16 protein-coding genes are annotated in these 14,159 nt (G+C 60.7%); 7 read left to right on the top strand and 9 right to left on the bottom strand.

Going from position 1 to position 14,159, the window contains the following annotated elements:
- Positions 1-13: 13 nt before the first annotated feature.
- A complete protein-coding gene (locus ACIPY9_RS09975; protein ID WP_400700028.1) occupies positions 14-277 on the bottom strand; it encodes a hypothetical protein in 264 nt (87 codons plus the stop codon).
- Positions 278-651: 374 nt separating this feature from the next.
- On the opposite strand from ACIPY9_RS09975, the gene ACIPY9_RS09970 reads away from it, so the two are divergent.
- Positions 652-1,977: a sigma 54-interacting transcriptional regulator gene (locus ACIPY9_RS09970; protein ID WP_400700026.1), complete on the top strand. Its 1,326-nt coding sequence runs from the start codon at positions 652-654 to the stop codon at positions 1,975-1,977.
- Here the strand turns inward: ACIPY9_RS09970 and ACIPY9_RS09965 are convergent.
- The gene (locus tag ACIPY9_RS09965) at positions 1,921-2,499 is read right to left on the bottom strand and encodes an AAA family ATPase (RefSeq protein WP_400700357.1); all 579 of its coding nucleotides are present in this window, start codon (positions 2,497-2,499) and stop codon (positions 1,921-1,923) included. The two genes, ACIPY9_RS09970 and ACIPY9_RS09965, sit on opposite strands and share 57 nt — an antisense overlap.
- The gene (gene pnuC / locus ACIPY9_RS09960) at positions 2,496-3,059 is read right to left on the bottom strand and encodes a nicotinamide riboside transporter PnuC (RefSeq protein WP_400700022.1); all 564 of its coding nucleotides are present in this window, start codon (positions 3,057-3,059) and stop codon (positions 2,496-2,498) included. Before pnuC ends, ACIPY9_RS09965 begins: the two co-directional genes overlap by 4 nt.
- Positions 3,060-3,273: 214 nt before the next feature.
- Here pnuC and ACIPY9_RS09955 point away from each other — a divergent pair, with 214 nt between their 5' ends.
- Together ACIPY9_RS09955 and ACIPY9_RS09950 are read left to right on the top strand one after the other, a co-directional pair.
- Positions 3,274-4,104 carry an undecaprenyl-diphosphate phosphatase gene (locus ACIPY9_RS09955; protein WP_400700020.1) on the top strand — a complete coding sequence of 277 codons (831 nt, stop codon included), beginning with the start codon at positions 3,274-3,276 and terminating at the stop codon, positions 4,102-4,104.
- Complete coding sequence (locus ACIPY9_RS09950; RefSeq protein WP_400700018.1) at positions 4,101-4,571, top strand: DUF1294 domain-containing protein; 471 nt, start codon at positions 4,101-4,103, stop codon at positions 4,569-4,571. The genes ACIPY9_RS09955 and ACIPY9_RS09950 overlap by 4 nt, the downstream gene beginning before the upstream one ends.
- Here ACIPY9_RS09950 and ACIPY9_RS09945 read toward each other — a convergent pair.
- Positions 4,536-4,880 carry an MmcQ/YjbR family DNA-binding protein gene (locus tag ACIPY9_RS09945; RefSeq protein WP_400700016.1) on the bottom strand — a complete coding sequence of 115 codons (345 nt, stop codon included), beginning with the start codon at positions 4,878-4,880 and terminating at the stop codon, positions 4,536-4,538. The genes ACIPY9_RS09950 and ACIPY9_RS09945 overlap by 36 nt on opposite strands.
- 116 nt (positions 4,881-4,996) lie before the next feature.
- Here ACIPY9_RS09945 and pcaD point away from each other — a divergent pair, with 116 nt between their 5' ends.
- The 4 genes from pcaD (at position 4,997) to ACIPY9_RS09925 (ending at position 8,844) form a co-directional block, all read left to right on the top strand.
- Positions 4,997-5,788, top strand: coding sequence for a 3-oxoadipate enol-lactonase (pcaD, locus tag ACIPY9_RS09940; protein WP_400700014.1), 792 nt, complete (start codon positions 4,997-4,999; stop codon positions 5,786-5,788).
- Between the two features lie 67 nt (positions 5,789-5,855).
- Positions 5,856-6,815, top strand: a complete 960-nt coding sequence (locus tag ACIPY9_RS09935) for a LysR substrate-binding domain-containing protein (RefSeq protein ID WP_400700012.1) — start codon at positions 5,856-5,858, stop codon at positions 6,813-6,815.
- A 74-nt stretch (positions 6,816-6,889) separates the two neighbouring features.
- On the top strand, positions 6,890-7,501 hold the full coding sequence (locus ACIPY9_RS09930) for an FMN-dependent NADH-azoreductase (protein WP_400700010.1): 612 nt from the start codon (positions 6,890-6,892) through the stop codon (positions 7,499-7,501).
- 302 nt (positions 7,502-7,803) lie between these two features.
- Positions 7,804-8,844, top strand: a complete 1,041-nt coding sequence (locus ACIPY9_RS09925) for an alpha/beta hydrolase family protein (protein WP_400700355.1) — start codon at positions 7,804-7,806, stop codon at positions 8,842-8,844.
- Here ACIPY9_RS09925 and ACIPY9_RS09920 read toward each other — a convergent pair.
- Genes ACIPY9_RS09920 through glgX form a run of 5 tightly spaced genes read right to left on the bottom strand, consistent with a single transcriptional unit; the run spans position 8,838 to position 14,059 of the window.
- The gene (locus ACIPY9_RS09920) at positions 8,838-9,512 is read right to left on the bottom strand and encodes a glycosyltransferase (RefSeq protein ID WP_400700008.1); all 675 of its coding nucleotides are present in this window, start codon (positions 9,510-9,512) and stop codon (positions 8,838-8,840) included. The two genes, ACIPY9_RS09925 and ACIPY9_RS09920, sit on opposite strands and share 7 nt — an antisense overlap.
- Positions 9,509-10,108, bottom strand: coding sequence for a class I SAM-dependent methyltransferase (locus tag ACIPY9_RS09915; RefSeq protein ID WP_400700006.1), 600 nt, complete (start codon positions 10,106-10,108; stop codon positions 9,509-9,511). The genes ACIPY9_RS09920 and ACIPY9_RS09915 overlap by 4 nt, the downstream gene beginning before the upstream one ends.
- Positions 10,105-10,863, bottom strand: a complete 759-nt coding sequence (locus ACIPY9_RS09910) for a PIG-L deacetylase family protein (protein ID WP_400700004.1) — start codon at positions 10,861-10,863, stop codon at positions 10,105-10,107. Before ACIPY9_RS09910 ends, ACIPY9_RS09915 begins: the two co-directional genes overlap by 4 nt.
- Complete coding sequence (locus ACIPY9_RS09905) at positions 10,860-11,879, bottom strand: acyl-CoA dehydrogenase (RefSeq protein ID WP_400700002.1); 1,020 nt, start codon at positions 11,877-11,879, stop codon at positions 10,860-10,862. The genes ACIPY9_RS09910 and ACIPY9_RS09905 overlap by 4 nt, the downstream gene beginning before the upstream one ends.
- A complete protein-coding gene (glgX, locus tag ACIPY9_RS09900; RefSeq protein ID WP_400700000.1) occupies positions 11,876-14,059 on the bottom strand; it encodes a glycogen debranching protein GlgX in 2,184 nt (727 codons plus the stop codon). The genes ACIPY9_RS09905 and glgX overlap by 4 nt, the downstream gene beginning before the upstream one ends.
- Positions 14,060-14,159 lie beyond the last annotated feature (100 nt).

The raw sequence follows: 14,159 nt of genomic DNA, 5'->3' as shown, positions 1-14,159 counted from the left end.
AAAGGCGACGCTATCAGGCCGGCATGGTCCACGGCTTGAGGCTGTAGCCGTCATTGCTGATTTCGGCGCGGGCCTGTTCCAGCGCACTGGCCAGTTGGGCCGGGTCGGAATAGGTGCTGCTCGGGATCTGTTTACGGCCGATCAATGCGCTGGTGCGATCGATCACGGTCAGGCTGAGTTCTCCACCGGCCTGGGCTGCCCAGGCAACACACTGGAAAGGTTCAAAAGCGTGTCCAGCGATCAGAAGTGCATCGTTGAAGCGCAGGGGGGCGTTCATTTTCAATTCCTCAAAATGCCCATATCAGTTTCAGTCACGTCGGCGGGCTTTACCGTTCGGCTGGTTACCTGTGTTGATGACAAACAGGGTGGCCTGAGTCACACCGCTTGTTCGATATTTTCAATTTTTTTACATCCAGGACTTAACGGGGTTGATCTGCGGCAACTTTTACGGGGTTCCGTGAAATATCGAGGGAACTAAGAGGAAAGGTTAAACCGATGAACCAGGACTAATTCCTTTCCGTTATTGAACATAGACTCAATCGATACAAGGGTGTGTCAAATATTTGCTAACGTAACATTCGGGCTCGTCAACACACTGTTTATAAACATTTTTATAAATAAAACCAGACGCCGGGCGCCAAGGAACCTTATATGCATGAATCGCCCCCGACACGACGTTTGTTGATAGTTGATCCCAGTGACGATTGCCATCAGTTGATCCCCGTCCTGCACGCGGCCGGATGGGCCGTAGACAGCAGTTCGCTCGAAGCGGCCCTGAACATGCGCTGTGATGTCGGGCTGATCCGTCTCATGCCCGACCACTTCGATCATCCCGAAGTGGTCAAGGAGCTGATCAGCCGCAGCAATACCCAATGGATTGCCGTTCTGGCTCCGGATGATTTGCGTCGCGAGAAAATCGGGGACTTTGTCTGCGAGTGGTTTTTCGATTTCCATACCTTGCCCTTCGATGTCGCCCGCATGCAGGTCACCCTGGGGCGGGCGTATGGCATGGCGCGGTTGCGGGCGCAGGGGGCGACACAGGTGTCGAGTGCCGATCATGAAATGCTCGGTGAAAGCCGCCCGATCCGGGAGCTGCGACGCTTGCTGGGCAAGCTGGCACCTACCGAGTCTCCTGTGCTGATCCGGGGAGAGCGCGGCACAGGCAAGGAGTTGGTTGCACGAACATTGCACATGCAGTCTCAGCGCAAGAACAAACCCTTTGTCGCCGTCAATTGCGGTGCCATTGCCGAGCATCTGCTGCACGCCGAGCTGTTCGGTTATGAAAAGGGCGCTTTCAACGGTGCCCTGGAGCGCAAGATCGGACGTATCGAAGCAGCGGATGGCGGAACCTTGTTCCTGGACGATATCGGCGACCTGCCCATGGAGACCCAGGCTCATCTGCTGCGCCTGTTGCAGGACAGGCATATCGAGCGATTCGGGGGTAACGAGGCGATTGCCGTGGATGTCCGGGTACTGGCCGCCACCCATGTGGACCTTGAAACGGCCATCCGCAAAAAGCGCTTTCGCGAAGACTTGTACTACCGGCTCAATGTCTTGCAGGTGGGCACCGCACCGTTGCGGGAAAGGCATGGAGACCTGGCGATGCTGGCCAACCATTTCGCGCATTTCTACAGTCAGGAAACCGGAAGGCGGGCACGCAACTTCAGCCAGGATGCCCTGATCGCCATGGGCAAGCATGACTGGCCGGGCAATGTCCGTGAGCTGGCCAATCGGGTGCGACGTGGGCTGGTACTGGCCGAAGGGCGACAGATCGAAGCGGCCGACCTGGGATTGCTGGGGGAAGAGGATATTGCCAGCAGCATGGGGACGCTGGATGACTACAAGTCGCGCGCCGAGCGGCAGGCGTTGTGCGATGTATTGACCCGGCACAGTGACAACCTCAGTGTGGCTGCCAAGGTGCTAGGCATTTCGCGGCCGACCTTCTACCGGTTGTTGCACAAGCATCAGATCCGTTGAGCCAGTCAGCAACTGGCTGACGGCAGCCAGTGCCTGTTCGCGGCGTTCTGTCCAGTTGCCCCCAATGATCTGGTAGCTCTGCGCATGGCAGTCGAGCCACTGACGACTGTCCTCGAAAAAAGCCTGGCGCTCGCTCAATTGCGGCTGGCAGCGTTGCCCGTCATTGACCCAGTCGACACCTTCGGGAGACAGCAGCAGATGCAGGTCATAGTGCCTGCCGAGCAGTTGCTGCTCGATCCACGGCGGGCAATCACCGAACAGAGCCTTGCTCCAGAGCAGGTTGCTCAGCAGGTGTGTGTCGAGAATCAGCAGTGGCGGGGCGGTTGCCCGTGCGGCATCTTCCCAGGCCAGCTGGCCACGGGCGATGTCGGGAATATCGCTGTAGAAGGTGTCGCGGCCTTGCTGCTCAATGAAGTAACGGACGTATTCGCCCACCAGCACCCCGCCGAAACGGTTTCTGATTTCGTTCGACAGCCAGCTCTTGCCACTGGACTCGGGGCCGGTCAGTACCAGGACTTTCATCGCGCCAGCACCAGATCGTTGCGCCATTCACGCCAGCCTTGAACCGCCAGCAGGGTGAAAAGCCCATACAGGGCTGCGGTCAGGTACAGCCCCTTGTAGATGAACAGGCCGACGAAAATGACATCCAGCACGATCCACAACGGCCAGCATTGAACCCGCTTTTGCGCCATCCACACCTGAGCCACCAGACTGAAGCCGGTCAGGGCCGCATCGAGCCAGGGTTGTGCCGCATCCGTGAAGTGAGACATGGAGGCACCGAGTGCCAGGCTGATGATTGCCCCGATCGCAAGGCCGCCGAGCACTGGCCCTCCCTGCAGAACCGTCACGGCCCGGACCGGCCTCCCGTTGCCGTGCCGGGTCCATTGCAGCCAGCCATAAACCTGAAGGCCGGCGTAGATCACCTGCAGCAGCATGTCCGAGTAGAGCTTCACGTCGAAGAAGATCCAGATATAGATCACCACCATCACCAGACCGATGGGCCAGCACCATGGGTTCTGCTTCACTGTAAGCCAGACTGCTATCACGCCGAGGGCGGCGGCGAAGAGTTCAAGTCCGGACATGGCGGCTTCCTGAAAGTGGTTGTGGTGGGCGGGCGCGGGATTGTAAGCGCTTATGCGCAAGACAGGGAGCCTTTGCACGCGCAGGTCTGCTAGCATCTCGGCGTTTTTACGCATCCTCTTCAAGCATTGTTCAGGTTTGGATGCTCATAGTGACAACCTTTTTTGCACAACAACACTGACGGGCGAGCCGCAGGCATCGCTTCATGGGGGAATGATGGATCTTTGGACTGCCGTGCAGGCATTGATATTGGGTGTTGTGGAAGGGCTGACGGAGTTTCTGCCGATTTCCAGTACGGGGCACCAGATCATCGTGGCCGACCTGATCGGTTTTGGCGGCGAACGGGCCATGGCATTCAATATCATCATCCAGCTCGGTGCCATCCTGGCCGTGGTCTGGGAGTTTCGGCGCAAGATCCTCGATGTGGTCGTTGGCCTGCCAAAACAGCAACAGGCGCAACGCTTCACCATCAACCTGATGATCGCGTTCTTTCCGGCCGTGGTATTGGGCGTCATCTTTGCCGACCTGATTCACCACTACCTGTTCAACCCCATCACTGTGGCGGTGGCTCTGATTGTCGGCGGTTTTGTCATGCTCTGGGCCGAGCGCCGTGAGCATGTGATACGTGCCGAAACGGTCGATGACATGACCTGGCGCGATGCCTTGAAAGTGGGCTGCGCACAGTGTCTGGCCATGATTCCGGGCACTTCGCGCTCGGGCTCGACTATCATCGGTGGCCTGCTGTTCGGGCTGTCGCGCAAGGCAGCGACCGAGTTTTCCTTCTTCCTGGCCATGCCGACCATGGTGGGTGCCGCCGTGTACTCGGGCTACAAGTACCGTGAACTGTTCCGCCCCGATGATTTTGCGGTGTTCGCGGTCGGTTTCGTCGTTTCGTTCATCTTCGCCATGATTGCCGTACGCGGCCTGCTCAAGTTCATCGCCACGCACAGTTATGCCGTGTTTGCCTGGTATCGCATCGGCTTTGGCTTGTTGATTCTGGCCACCTGGCAGTTCGGCTGGATCGACTGGGCGGCAGCCAAGGCATGACGTCCAGGCGCCAGCGGGGCGGGACGCAGGCGGCAAACCGGGGCAGGGCGCCGATCCAGTCGCTGCGCCTGAAGCTGTGCATTCTGTTGCTGCTGTGCGCACTGCCTGCCTATGGCGCGTTCATGCTCTGGCTCAAGGCTGGCCTCTTCGTGGCGCTGGCGGCTTATCCGGTGATGAGCCTGCTGGCGTTTCTGCTGTACCGGCATGACAAGCGTCAGGCCGGCAATGGTGGCTGGCGTACCCCGGAGAACGTGCTGCATGCCTCCGAGCTGCTGGGCGGCTGGCCGGGAGCCTTGCTGGCGCAGCAGGTTTTCCGGCACAAGACCCGTAAGCTGTCTTTCCAGATGCTGTTCTGGCTGATCGTACTGGTGCATCAGGTGCTGTGGGTCGACTGGCTCTTTCTTGAACAGGGCTGGTTCAAGCCTGTGCTTTCACAGCTTCAGCGCTACCTGCTGACGTTTCGGTAGCTTGCTGACCACCAGTTGATGGGAGCGGGTCAGCAGGTCCCTGATTTCCTCGTCGCTCAGGGCATGGGGCTGCTGGACACTGATCCAGTAGGCCCTGGCCAGATAAGGGGCCGGGCGTATGCCAGGGCGATCGACGTACCCCAGAAACAGATCCGGCCCGACCTTGAAGGACAACCCCTGGCCTGCCAGGTCCATCACCGCGAACATCTTCTTCTCAGCCACGGAAAACACCCGTACGCCGCCCCATTTGTAATCTTCCCGCGCGCCCGGCAGGTCCAGGCAGAAACGTGCAATGTCTTCGGTTTGCATGGTGGTGATAACCCTCGTTTCAAGTTGTTCGATATTCGCACGAATAATCGATAAGCGGATTGTTTACGCCTGCCTCTGTGACTACTGTGCATCTTTTATCTGGTCAGGAGCCTGGAATGTCTGCCGTGCAACTCGCTGAAGGTGAACTCAATTACCTGCTGGAAGGCCCGGCCGATGCGCCGGTGCTGGTGCTGTCCAACTCGCTGGGCACCGATCTGCACATGTGGGACACGCAAATGCCGGCATTTACCCGGCATTTCCGCGTATTGCGCTACGACACGCGGGGCCATGGCCGCTCTCAGGTCAGTGAAGGCCCTTACAGCATCGAGCGCAATGGCCGCGATGTCCTGGCGTTGCTGGATGCGCTGCATGTCGACAAGGCGTATTTCTGCGGTCTGTCCATGGGCGGCCTGATCGGCCAGTGGCTGGCCATCCATGCGCCGGAGCGTCTGGAGCGGGTGGTGCTGTGCAATACAGCGGCGAAGATCGGCACGCCTGAAGTGTGGAACCCGCGTATCGAAACCGTCCTGCGCGATGGCAAGGCCGCGATGGTTGCATTGCGTGATGCCTCCATTGTCCGCTGGTTCACGCCCGGGTTTGCCGTTGCCGAACCGGTCACCGTCGAGGCCATTGTCAGCATGCTGTCACAGACTTCGCCCCAGGGTTATGCCGCCAACTGCGCAGCGGTGCGCGATGCCGATTTCCGTGACGAGATCGCCTCGATCAAACTGCCGGTGCTGGTCGTGTGCGGGACTCAGGATGAGGTGACGACTCCGGCGGACGGACGTTTCCTGATCGAGCGCATCCAGGGCGCACAGATGATCGAACTGCATGCCGCGCACCTGTCGAGTGTCGAGGCGGGTGAGGCATTTACCCGACCGGTGCTGGCGTTCCTGACAGGGGAGTAAGCCGCGGGCTGTCCCGGCCAGTGGACCGCTGCCATACTGGCGGCCCTGCAATACCGAGGATGGCCGGGTGTTTGATCTCAACGATCTGTTTTATTTCGTCCAGGTGGTCGAGTGCCAGGGGTTTGCGTCTGCCAGCCGCAAGCTCGGCATTCCCAAGTCCAAGCTCAGTCGCCGGGTGGCCGGGCTTGAGGAGCGTCTGGGTGTCAGGTTGATTCAGCGCTCCACGCGCAAGTTTGCCGTGACCGACAGCGGGCGCGATTACTACGGCCACTGTGTCGCGATGATGGTGGAAGCCGAGGCGGCCGAAGAGGCCATTGCGCGCTCCAGAGCCGAGCCTCAGGGGCGGGTGGCCATCAGTTGCCCGCCAGGGCTGGCGGCCATGGGTGTCGGTGAAACCATCGCCCGTTTCATGGTGGAACACCCCAAGGTACATGTGCACCTCGAAAGCTCCAACCGGCGTGTCGACCCGCTGGCGGAAAACATCGATATCGCCTTGCGCGTGCGCTTTCCGCCGCTGGAGGATGAGGGGCTGGTGGTCAAGATCCTCGGGCACAGCGCCCAGCGACTGGTTGCGCACCCGGCACTGGCCAGCCGGTTGTCCGCCACGCCCACTCTGGACGAACTGGAGGCCTTGCCCAGCCTGGACCTTCCTTCATCGACCCATGAACATCGCTGGGTATTGATCACCGGGCCGGATCAGTATGCGGAGGTGCGGCATACGCCCAGGCTGGTCAGTTCCGATCTTGAGGTCATTCGCCAGGCCGCATTGCATGGCGTCGGTGTTGCGCAGCTTCCGGAGCTTCTCGTGCGAGAGGCGTTGCAGGAGGGGCGGCTGGTAGAGCTGTTTGCCGAATACCCGCCCAAGTGCGGCATCGTGCATGCCGTATTTGCCTCGCGTCGCGGTCTGTTGCCTGCCGTCAGAGGGTTGCTGGATGCCCTGGATGAGACATTCAAGACGTTGCAGAACGAGCTGGGAGACAGTCGCTGTTCTGAAAATAGAACGAAGCATCGCGTTTTTGCCGACTAATCGATGATTGAGATTGTGTATAGGATTCTCGCCATTGATCGCCGTGTGGCGATTCTCAATTAGGGAAGTCCGTTATGAATGTTCTGCACATCGATTCCAGTATTCTTGGCGACCACTCCGCTTCACGTCAGCTCAGCCGTAGTGTCGTTCAGGCCTATCAGGCGACCGACGCCGACAGCCAGGTGATTTATCGCGATCTGGCCAGCGAGGCCCTGAGCCATTTCTCGGCCGCGACCCTGGCGGCCGCTGGCACGCCGGTTGAAGCTCGCGATGCTGCGCAACAGCAGGAAGTTGCGGCAAACGAGGCGACCTTGCAGGAGTTTCTGAAGGCCGATGTCGTGGTGATCGGCGCACCGATGTACAACTTCACGATTCCAAGCCAGCTCAAGGCCTGGATTGACCGCATCACGGTTGCCGGTCGCACGTTCCGCTACAGCGAAGCCGGCCCTGAAGGCCTGTGCGGTGGCAAAAAGGTCATCATTGTGTCCACCGCGGGTGGCTTGCATGCCGGTCAGCCAAGCGGTGTAGGCCATGAAGACCTGCTCAAGGTGCTGTTCGGCTTCATCGGCGTGACCGATATTCAGTTCGTGCGTGCTCACGGTCTGGCCTATGGCGAAGAGCCTCGCGCCAAGGCCATGACGGCTGCGCAGCAGCACATCGAGCAAGATCTGTTCGCTGCTGCCTGATCGCCCCGCGCGTTCCCTGAACCCCACGACCTGCGCACCGGTGTGCGCCAGGTCGTGGGGTTTTGTGTTTTTCATACGCAGCAAGTTGAAACCTTGACAGCTTCCTTACAGGTTGCGGGAAGCGACCGGCAGTAAGATGGCCCTCAGTCGGTCACAGCCTTGGGTAAATAGTCTGGCCCGGCTTATGCACTATTTTGCATTGCAAGACTCTCACTATTGGCGAGAGCGGGGGGCGCGGGAGCATGAAGCTCGTCATGTGCGCAGAAATGGATGACTCAGGACGACAAAGGATGAACCTGCCAATGGTACGTCTTTGTGCAACGATGCTGGTTTTTCTGCTCAACAGCCTGATTTCGGTGCAGGCGCGGGCCGACGAGGAGTGGAGCGCAGGCTTTCACGAGCTGAGCTTTCCCGATCCTCTGGATTCGCAGTTGATGCAGGCCATTGCCTTCTATCCGTCCACCGGGCCGGAGCAGATGAGTGACCTTCAGGGCTACCGGGTCGAGGCCGGGGAGGAAGCGCCGATTGCCATGGGGCGTTTTCCGCTGCTGTTGCTGTCCCATGGCAATACCGGCAACCCACTGAGCATGCATGATCTGGCGACTTCGCTGGCCCGCCGAGGGTTTGTGGTGGTGGCCGTGATGCATCCAGGCGACAACTACCGGGATCACAGCCGCCTTGGCAGCCTGAGCAATCTCTACGGCCGTCCGCTGCAGATTTCCGAAGCCATCAGCGCCGTGCTGCTTGATCCGATGCTGTCGCCTTATCTCAATGCCCGTCAGGTCGGCGTGATCGGCTATTCGGCTGGCGGTGAAACGGCCCTGATCCTGGCCGGTGCACAGCCGGACCTCAAGCGCCTGCGCCAGTACTGCCTGGAACGTCCCGATGACCGCGATGCCTGCAAGACTCAGGGCGAGCTGGTTGCCGACCGCGATGACCTGCACCCCCAGGCCGATCCGCGCGTCGGTGCCCTGATGCTCATGGCCCCGTTGAGCCTGATGTTTGGCCGTCACACATTAAGTGATGTTCAGGTGCCGGTGCTGATGTATGCGGGGGATGACGACCAGCTGTTGGCCATCGACAGGAATGCCGAGGCCCTGGCGCGCAAGCTGCCGAAAGTCCTGGACTACAAACTGCTGGCCGGAGCAGGGCATTTTGTCTTCATGGCACCCTGCAGTGATGAGCAGCGCGCGACCATGGCGGCGCTCTGTACCGATCGCGAGGGCGTGGATCGGGAAGATATCCATCGCAACCTCAGCGCCGAAGCGGTGCGTTTCTTCTCCAGCACCCTGGGTGTGGACGACTACGATCATGCCGGCATGCAGACGGCACATCATCAATGAGAGGGCTTGTCGGCGATTTTCTCGAGAGATTGCAGATAGGCACCGAATCCTTCTCGGGTCCTGGCATCGAGACGGGCACTGGTCGTGACCTGCGGCTTGCAGCTCCAGGCGATACGAGCGCCGCTGTGTTCCAGTTGGCGGACAAGCTGTACGTCTTCATGGCAGCTCAAGAAGGGAAAACCGCCTGCCCGCACGTAGGCCGAAGCACTGACCCCCAGGTTGGCACCGTGAATGTGTCGATGCCCGTCCTGATGCCGATAGTCCCGTTCAAAAAGCGCCTGTGTCGCGGCAGACAGGTCGCAGTCCCGGGCTGACAAAGTGATCGTGCCGCAGACGGCATCGACGTTCAGGGCCAGTTGCTCCACCAGCCAGTCGGTGGCCACGCTGCTGTCGGCATCGGTGCTGGCCAGCCAGCGGGCACCTTGTGCGAGCAGGTAACGAGCGCCCGCCGCCCGTGCCCGTCCGACATTGCGTACCCTCAGATCAAGTGTGGCGATACCGTATTCCTGAGCAATATCGGCCGAGTGATCGGTGCAGCTGTCCAGCACGGCCAGAATCGTCACGGGTTCATCGTTCAGGCCGGGGTGCCTGCTGGCTTGCAGCAGGCTTTCAAGGCAGGCACCCAGCCGTCTTTCCTCGTTATGCACGGGCAACAGAATGCCAATCATCCGAGTTTCTCCAGCGCGGCCACGGAAGTGGCGTCATGGCTCCACAGGTCCATCAGAAAATCATCTTCACGATGGGTGAGCAAGCGGTGCATCTGCAGGCGCTCGGCCAGAATGCCATGGACCTGCCGGGCATTCAGCGGGCAGCCGTCGATGGCCGGTCGCCAATGACAGGCCAGCAGTTGGCCGGACGGGGTGAGCGAGGCCAGGGCCCGGTCGATCCATCGATGCAGGTCTTGCCTGTCGAGGTAGTAGCCCAACTCGCTGAACACGATCAGGTCGAACTGTCCCGCAGGCCATTGCTGTGGAAGGCTGGCGTGCAGTACGTCGACGTGGCTGAGCGAAGCCAGCCGCTTGCGGGCAAGGTTCACGGCCCGGCGGGAAGTGTCGCAGCACACGAGGTGCTCGCAACGACCGGCCAGTTCGACGCTCAGTTCGCCATTGGCGCAACCGGGCTCGAAAATCGCGGTGTATCGCTCTCGGGGCAGGGCTGCCAGCGTCATGGCCCGCTTGCGTCGTTCATACCATCGCTGTCTGAACGCCCAGGGATCGTCGCTGTTCTGGAAAAGCCCGTCGAAATAGTGAGAAGTGACGCTCATAGGAAGACCACCTCGAAAGGTTGCAGCAAGCGCTCCAGCACGCCGGCAGGCAGTATCGGCTCAAGTCCGATCAGCGGGTCGCCTTGCAACTGGCTGGCAAAGGCATGGGCGGCATGACGCTTGCGAGCGATGGTCATGGGGTCCAGCAGGACCTTTCGGGCGCGCTCCCAGGGCAGGCGCTCATCCTCGGCGTTCGCCCAGTGCCAGGCCCATATCGGCACTTCGTGAAGAAGGGCACCTGTCACGGCGCAGGCACGGGCACAGGCGCGCCCGACGGCTTCGTGATCGGCATGCCCGTCGCCGGCCCAGGTGGTAAACACCACATCGGTGGGCAACAGGTGGCGCTGGATGAAATTCGCCAGTCGCTCTTCCTGATCGGCGACGTTGCCATCCGTGAAGCCACCCCGTACCCATTTCAGGCTGTGCATGGGCAGATCGAGGCGATGCAGGGCCTCGGCGCTTTCCTGGGGGCGGATGACACTCAGGCGCTCGACAGGCCAGAGTGTCGAACCGGGATGACTGGCACTGCCGTCGGTGACGGAAATCAGTTTCAGGCTGCGCTCCAGTTGGGCCAGTTGGTGCATCAGACCGCCACAACCCAGCACTTCATCATCCGGGTGGGGCGCCACGATGACTGCCCTGGCGTGGGGGGGCACCAGCAGGTCGGCGCTGATGGCCGGCACGGCGGCCAGTTTCTGTGAGGCGTTCCAGGCTCGCAGGCTGGTGCCACGGCCAGTGATCAGTTTCTGTCTCATAGTCGCCAGGCTTTCCCCAAGGGGGCATTCAAGGCTTTTGCGGTCAGTCTGCCCAGGGTGGCCAGATCCTTTTCGGCGTGACTCTGGCGCAGGAAGACCGGAAGGTCGGCCATCAGGCGGGCAAAGTGTGCGTCCCGGCAGTACGGACTTGCTCCCAGGGCGTGACCGACATGCAGAATGACCTGTTCGGCGCAGTGTTCGACCGTGGCACGACAACGCCGGGCCAGGTGTTCGGCATGCTCGCCCGGCAGCCGGTCCAGGTGGTCGGCTGCGCAGTGAAGCGCCTGACCGGCGCTGTGCAAGGCGGCATCGATGGCCCCCAGATGCGCCAGTGCATGGGGGTCTTCCCGCTTGCCGGCCTGCAACAACAGGCGTTGTGCCAGGGCACATGAGGCGCCGTACCAGCATGCCGCAATGCCCAGGCTGCCGTGCCAGAAGCCGGGGCGCCCGGTGTAGGCGCCGGGGTCGCCCACGAGCCATCCCGAGGCCTGGCTGAATTGAACGTCGACGCTGCCGGTTGCGCCCATGCCAATGGCCTGCCATCCCTCGGCGGTGACATGAATGCCGGGCTGATCGAGAGGGACCGCCACCAGTTGCTGCCGATCGTGCTCATCCCAGGCGGTGATCAGTGCATGGCTGAGTACGGCCGCTCCCGAGCACCAGGCCTTGCGTCCCTCCAGCCGTAGCGAGCCCTCCTGCCACTGAAGGCCGACCCTGGCATTGGGCGGTTCGGCTGCCCACATGCCCCAGGTCGTCTTTTCTTCCACGGCCGGGGCGTTCAATTCCTGCATGATGGCCAGGGCGTCGGTATGCCCCTCATAGAGTTTGCAGAGTCCCAGGTCATGGGCCGCCACGCAGGCCAGAGCCTGCCAGCGCTCCAGGGTTCTGCCACCGGCTGGCAAGGGAAGCCGGTCCAGGCCTTCGTTCACCAGCGCCTGCAGACCGTCACCCAGTGCCCGTGTGCCGGGATAACCGTGCTTGCGCCAGTCGAGAAACTCTCTGAGGGTCAGGGTCATGACGGGTCTTCGCGCTGCAGTTCAAACAGCAACAGGGAACGTGGCGTGACGGTGTATCGGGAGCCGAAGTCGAATGTTTCCTTGCTGCGCAGGTCTTCCTGGGACGTATCGATCAGGCAGGTGAAGTGGGTGCCTTCAGGGACCTGTGGAAAGGTAAAGTTGACGCCCTCATGGTGGGCATTGACCATCAACAGCAAGGTGGCATCGGCTCCTGGGCGACGAATGCCGGTTTCCTGGGCGCGCCCGTCCATCAGCATGCCCAGGCAGCGTGCATGCCCGTCATGCCATTGCTCGACACTCATTTCGTTACCGTCAGGGGCCAGCCAGGTGACGTCCTTGACACCGATTTCTTCGTTGTAATCACCCACCAGAAAACGGCTTCGACGCAGGATCGGATAGTTCTGGCGCAGCTTGATCACGCGCTTGACGAACTTGAGCAGCGCCTTGCCATCGGCATCCAGATCCCAGTTGACCCAACCGATCTCGCTGTCCTGGCAGTAGGCGTTGTTATTGCCATGCTGGGTGCGGGCGAACTCGTCGCCGGCCACCATCATGGGGGTGCCCTGAGCCAGGAAGAGGGTGGCGAAGAAGTTGCGCATCTGGCGCAGCCGCAGGGTGTTGATCTCGTGGTTGTCGGTGGGGCCTTCGACGCCATGGTTCCAGGACAGGTTGTTATTGCTGCCGTCCTGGTTGTTTTCGTCATTGGCCTCGTTGTGCTTGTCGTTGTAGGACACCAGATCGTGAAGGGTGAAGCCGTCGTGGGCGGTGATGAAGTTCACCGACGCCTGAGGACGGCGTCCGCGCTGGTTGAACATGTTGCCCGAGGCGGTCATGCGGCCGGCAAAGTCGGCCAGTTGATTGTCGTCGCCTTTCCAGAAGGCTCGCACGGTATCGCGAAACTTGTCGTTCCACTCCATCCAGCCCGGTGGAAAACCGCCGACCTGATAGCCGCCGGGGCCGCAATCCCAGGGTTCTGCAATGAGTTTGACCTGACGTAGCAGCGGGTCCTGGCGGCAGGCGACCAGAAAGCTGTGACGTTCGTCGAAGCCATCGTGATAGCGGCCCAGAATGGTTGCCAGGTCGAAGCGGAAGCCGTCGACATGCATCTCGGAAGCCCAGTAACGCAGGGAGTCCGTCACCATCTGCAACACGCAGGGGTGGCTCAGGTCCAGTGTGTTGCCGGTACCGGAATCATTGATGTAGAAGCGCTTGTCATCGGGCATCAACCGGTAATAGGAAGCGTTGTCGATGCCGCGCATGGACAGGGTAGGACCCAGTTCGTTGCCTTCGGCGGTATGGTTGTAGACCACATCGAGAATGACCTCCAGCCCCGCATGGTGCATGTGCGCGACCATCTCCTTGAACTCGGCGATCTTGCCGTGGGCCAGGTAGCGTGGGTCCGGGGCGAAGAACGCGATGCTGTTATAACCCCAGTAATTGGTCATGCCTTTCTGCAACAGATGCTGATCGTTGACGAAGGCATGGATGGGCAGCAGTTCGACCGAGGTCACGCCCAGCTTGCGCACGTGCTCGATCACTTCTTCAACCATCAGCCCGGAAAACGTACCCCGAAGCTCGTCCGGCACGGAGGGGTGGCGCATGGTGAAACCGCGCACATGGGTTTCATAGATAATCGTCTTGTCCCATGGGGTGCCGACTCGCTGGTCGCGGCCCCAGGTGTAGGCCGGATCGATGACCTTGCTCTTGGGCACGAAAGGCGCACTGTCGCGGTCATCGAAACTCAGGTCGCCATCCGGGTGGCCGATGGTGTAGCCGAACAGGGCTTCGGACCATTTCAGTTTGCCGACCAGTTGCTTGGCATAAGGGTCGATCAGAAGCTTGTTGGGGTTGAAGCGGTGACCGTTCTTCGGGTCATAAGGGCCATGGACCCTATAACCGTAGATGAGGCCGGGGTGTGCATCGGGAAGGTAGCCGTGGAAGATTTCATCGGTGTATTCCGGCAGCTCGATACGCTCCAGTTCTTCTTCGCCGCTGGAATCGAACAGGCACAGTTCCACCTTGGTTGCATTGGCGGAAAACAGTGCGAAGTTGACACCCAGACCGTCCCAGTTGGCGCCGAGGGGGAAGGGCAGTCCTTCGCGAATGCGTGAAGTGGGGCCGGTCGGTGTTTCATGAGTCGCTGACGTGTCGCGTTTAACGGTTTTGGACTTTGTATTCATGACGTTTCCTGACCGATGGTTTTTCCGGGCAGCCAGAACCGCTATCGAAGCCTGACGGCCTCAATACTGCGGAATAAAGATGCCGGATGTGCCGCAGGGC

It is taken from the genome of Pseudomonas sp. NPDC089734 (genome assembly GCF_044748865.1).
In the GTDB taxonomy this organism is placed as follows: domain Bacteria; phylum Pseudomonadota; class Gammaproteobacteria; order Pseudomonadales; family Pseudomonadaceae; genus Aquipseudomonas.
This window is presented reverse-complemented; position numbering and strand designations above follow the sequence as displayed.

Excerpts from the sequence above, each read along its gene's own strand:
- ACIPY9_RS09975 (WP_400700028.1), bottom strand. The coding sequence starts at position 277 with ATGAACGCCCCCCTGCGCTTCAACGATGCACTTCTGATCGCTGGACAC.
- ACIPY9_RS09970 (WP_400700026.1), top strand. The coding sequence starts at position 652 with ATGCATGAATCGCCCCCGACACGACGTTTGTTGATAGTTGATCCCAGT.
- ACIPY9_RS09965 (WP_400700357.1), bottom strand. The coding sequence starts at position 2,499 with ATGAAAGTCCTGGTACTGACCGGCCCCGAGTCCAGTGGCAAGAGCTGG.
- pnuC (WP_400700022.1), bottom strand. The coding sequence starts at position 3,059 with ATGTCCGGACTTGAACTCTTCGCCGCCGCCCTCGGCGTGATAGCAGTC.
- ACIPY9_RS09955 (WP_400700020.1), top strand. The coding sequence starts at position 3,274 with ATGGATCTTTGGACTGCCGTGCAGGCATTGATATTGGGTGTTGTGGAA.
- ACIPY9_RS09950 (WP_400700018.1), top strand. The coding sequence starts at position 4,101 with ATGACGTCCAGGCGCCAGCGGGGCGGGACGCAGGCGGCAAACCGGGGC.
- ACIPY9_RS09945 (WP_400700016.1), bottom strand. The coding sequence starts at position 4,880 with ATGCAAACCGAAGACATTGCACGTTTCTGCCTGGACCTGCCGGGCGCG.
- pcaD (WP_400700014.1), top strand. The coding sequence starts at position 4,997 with ATGTCTGCCGTGCAACTCGCTGAAGGTGAACTCAATTACCTGCTGGAA.
- ACIPY9_RS09930 (WP_400700010.1), top strand. The coding sequence starts at position 6,890 with ATGAATGTTCTGCACATCGATTCCAGTATTCTTGGCGACCACTCCGCT.
- ACIPY9_RS09925 (WP_400700355.1), top strand. The coding sequence starts at position 7,804 with ATGGTACGTCTTTGTGCAACGATGCTGGTTTTTCTGCTCAACAGCCTG.
- ACIPY9_RS09920 (WP_400700008.1), bottom strand. The coding sequence starts at position 9,512 with ATGATTGGCATTCTGTTGCCCGTGCATAACGAGGAAAGACGGCTGGGT.
- ACIPY9_RS09915 (WP_400700006.1), bottom strand. The coding sequence starts at position 10,108 with ATGAGCGTCACTTCTCACTATTTCGACGGGCTTTTCCAGAACAGCGAC.
- ACIPY9_RS09910 (WP_400700004.1), bottom strand. The coding sequence starts at position 10,863 with ATGAGACAGAAACTGATCACTGGCCGTGGCACCAGCCTGCGAGCCTGG.
- ACIPY9_RS09905 (WP_400700002.1), bottom strand. The coding sequence starts at position 11,879 with ATGACCCTGACCCTCAGAGAGTTTCTCGACTGGCGCAAGCACGGTTAT.
- glgX (WP_400700000.1), bottom strand. The coding sequence starts at position 14,059 with ATGAATACAAAGTCCAAAACCGTTAAACGCGACACGTCAGCGACTCAT.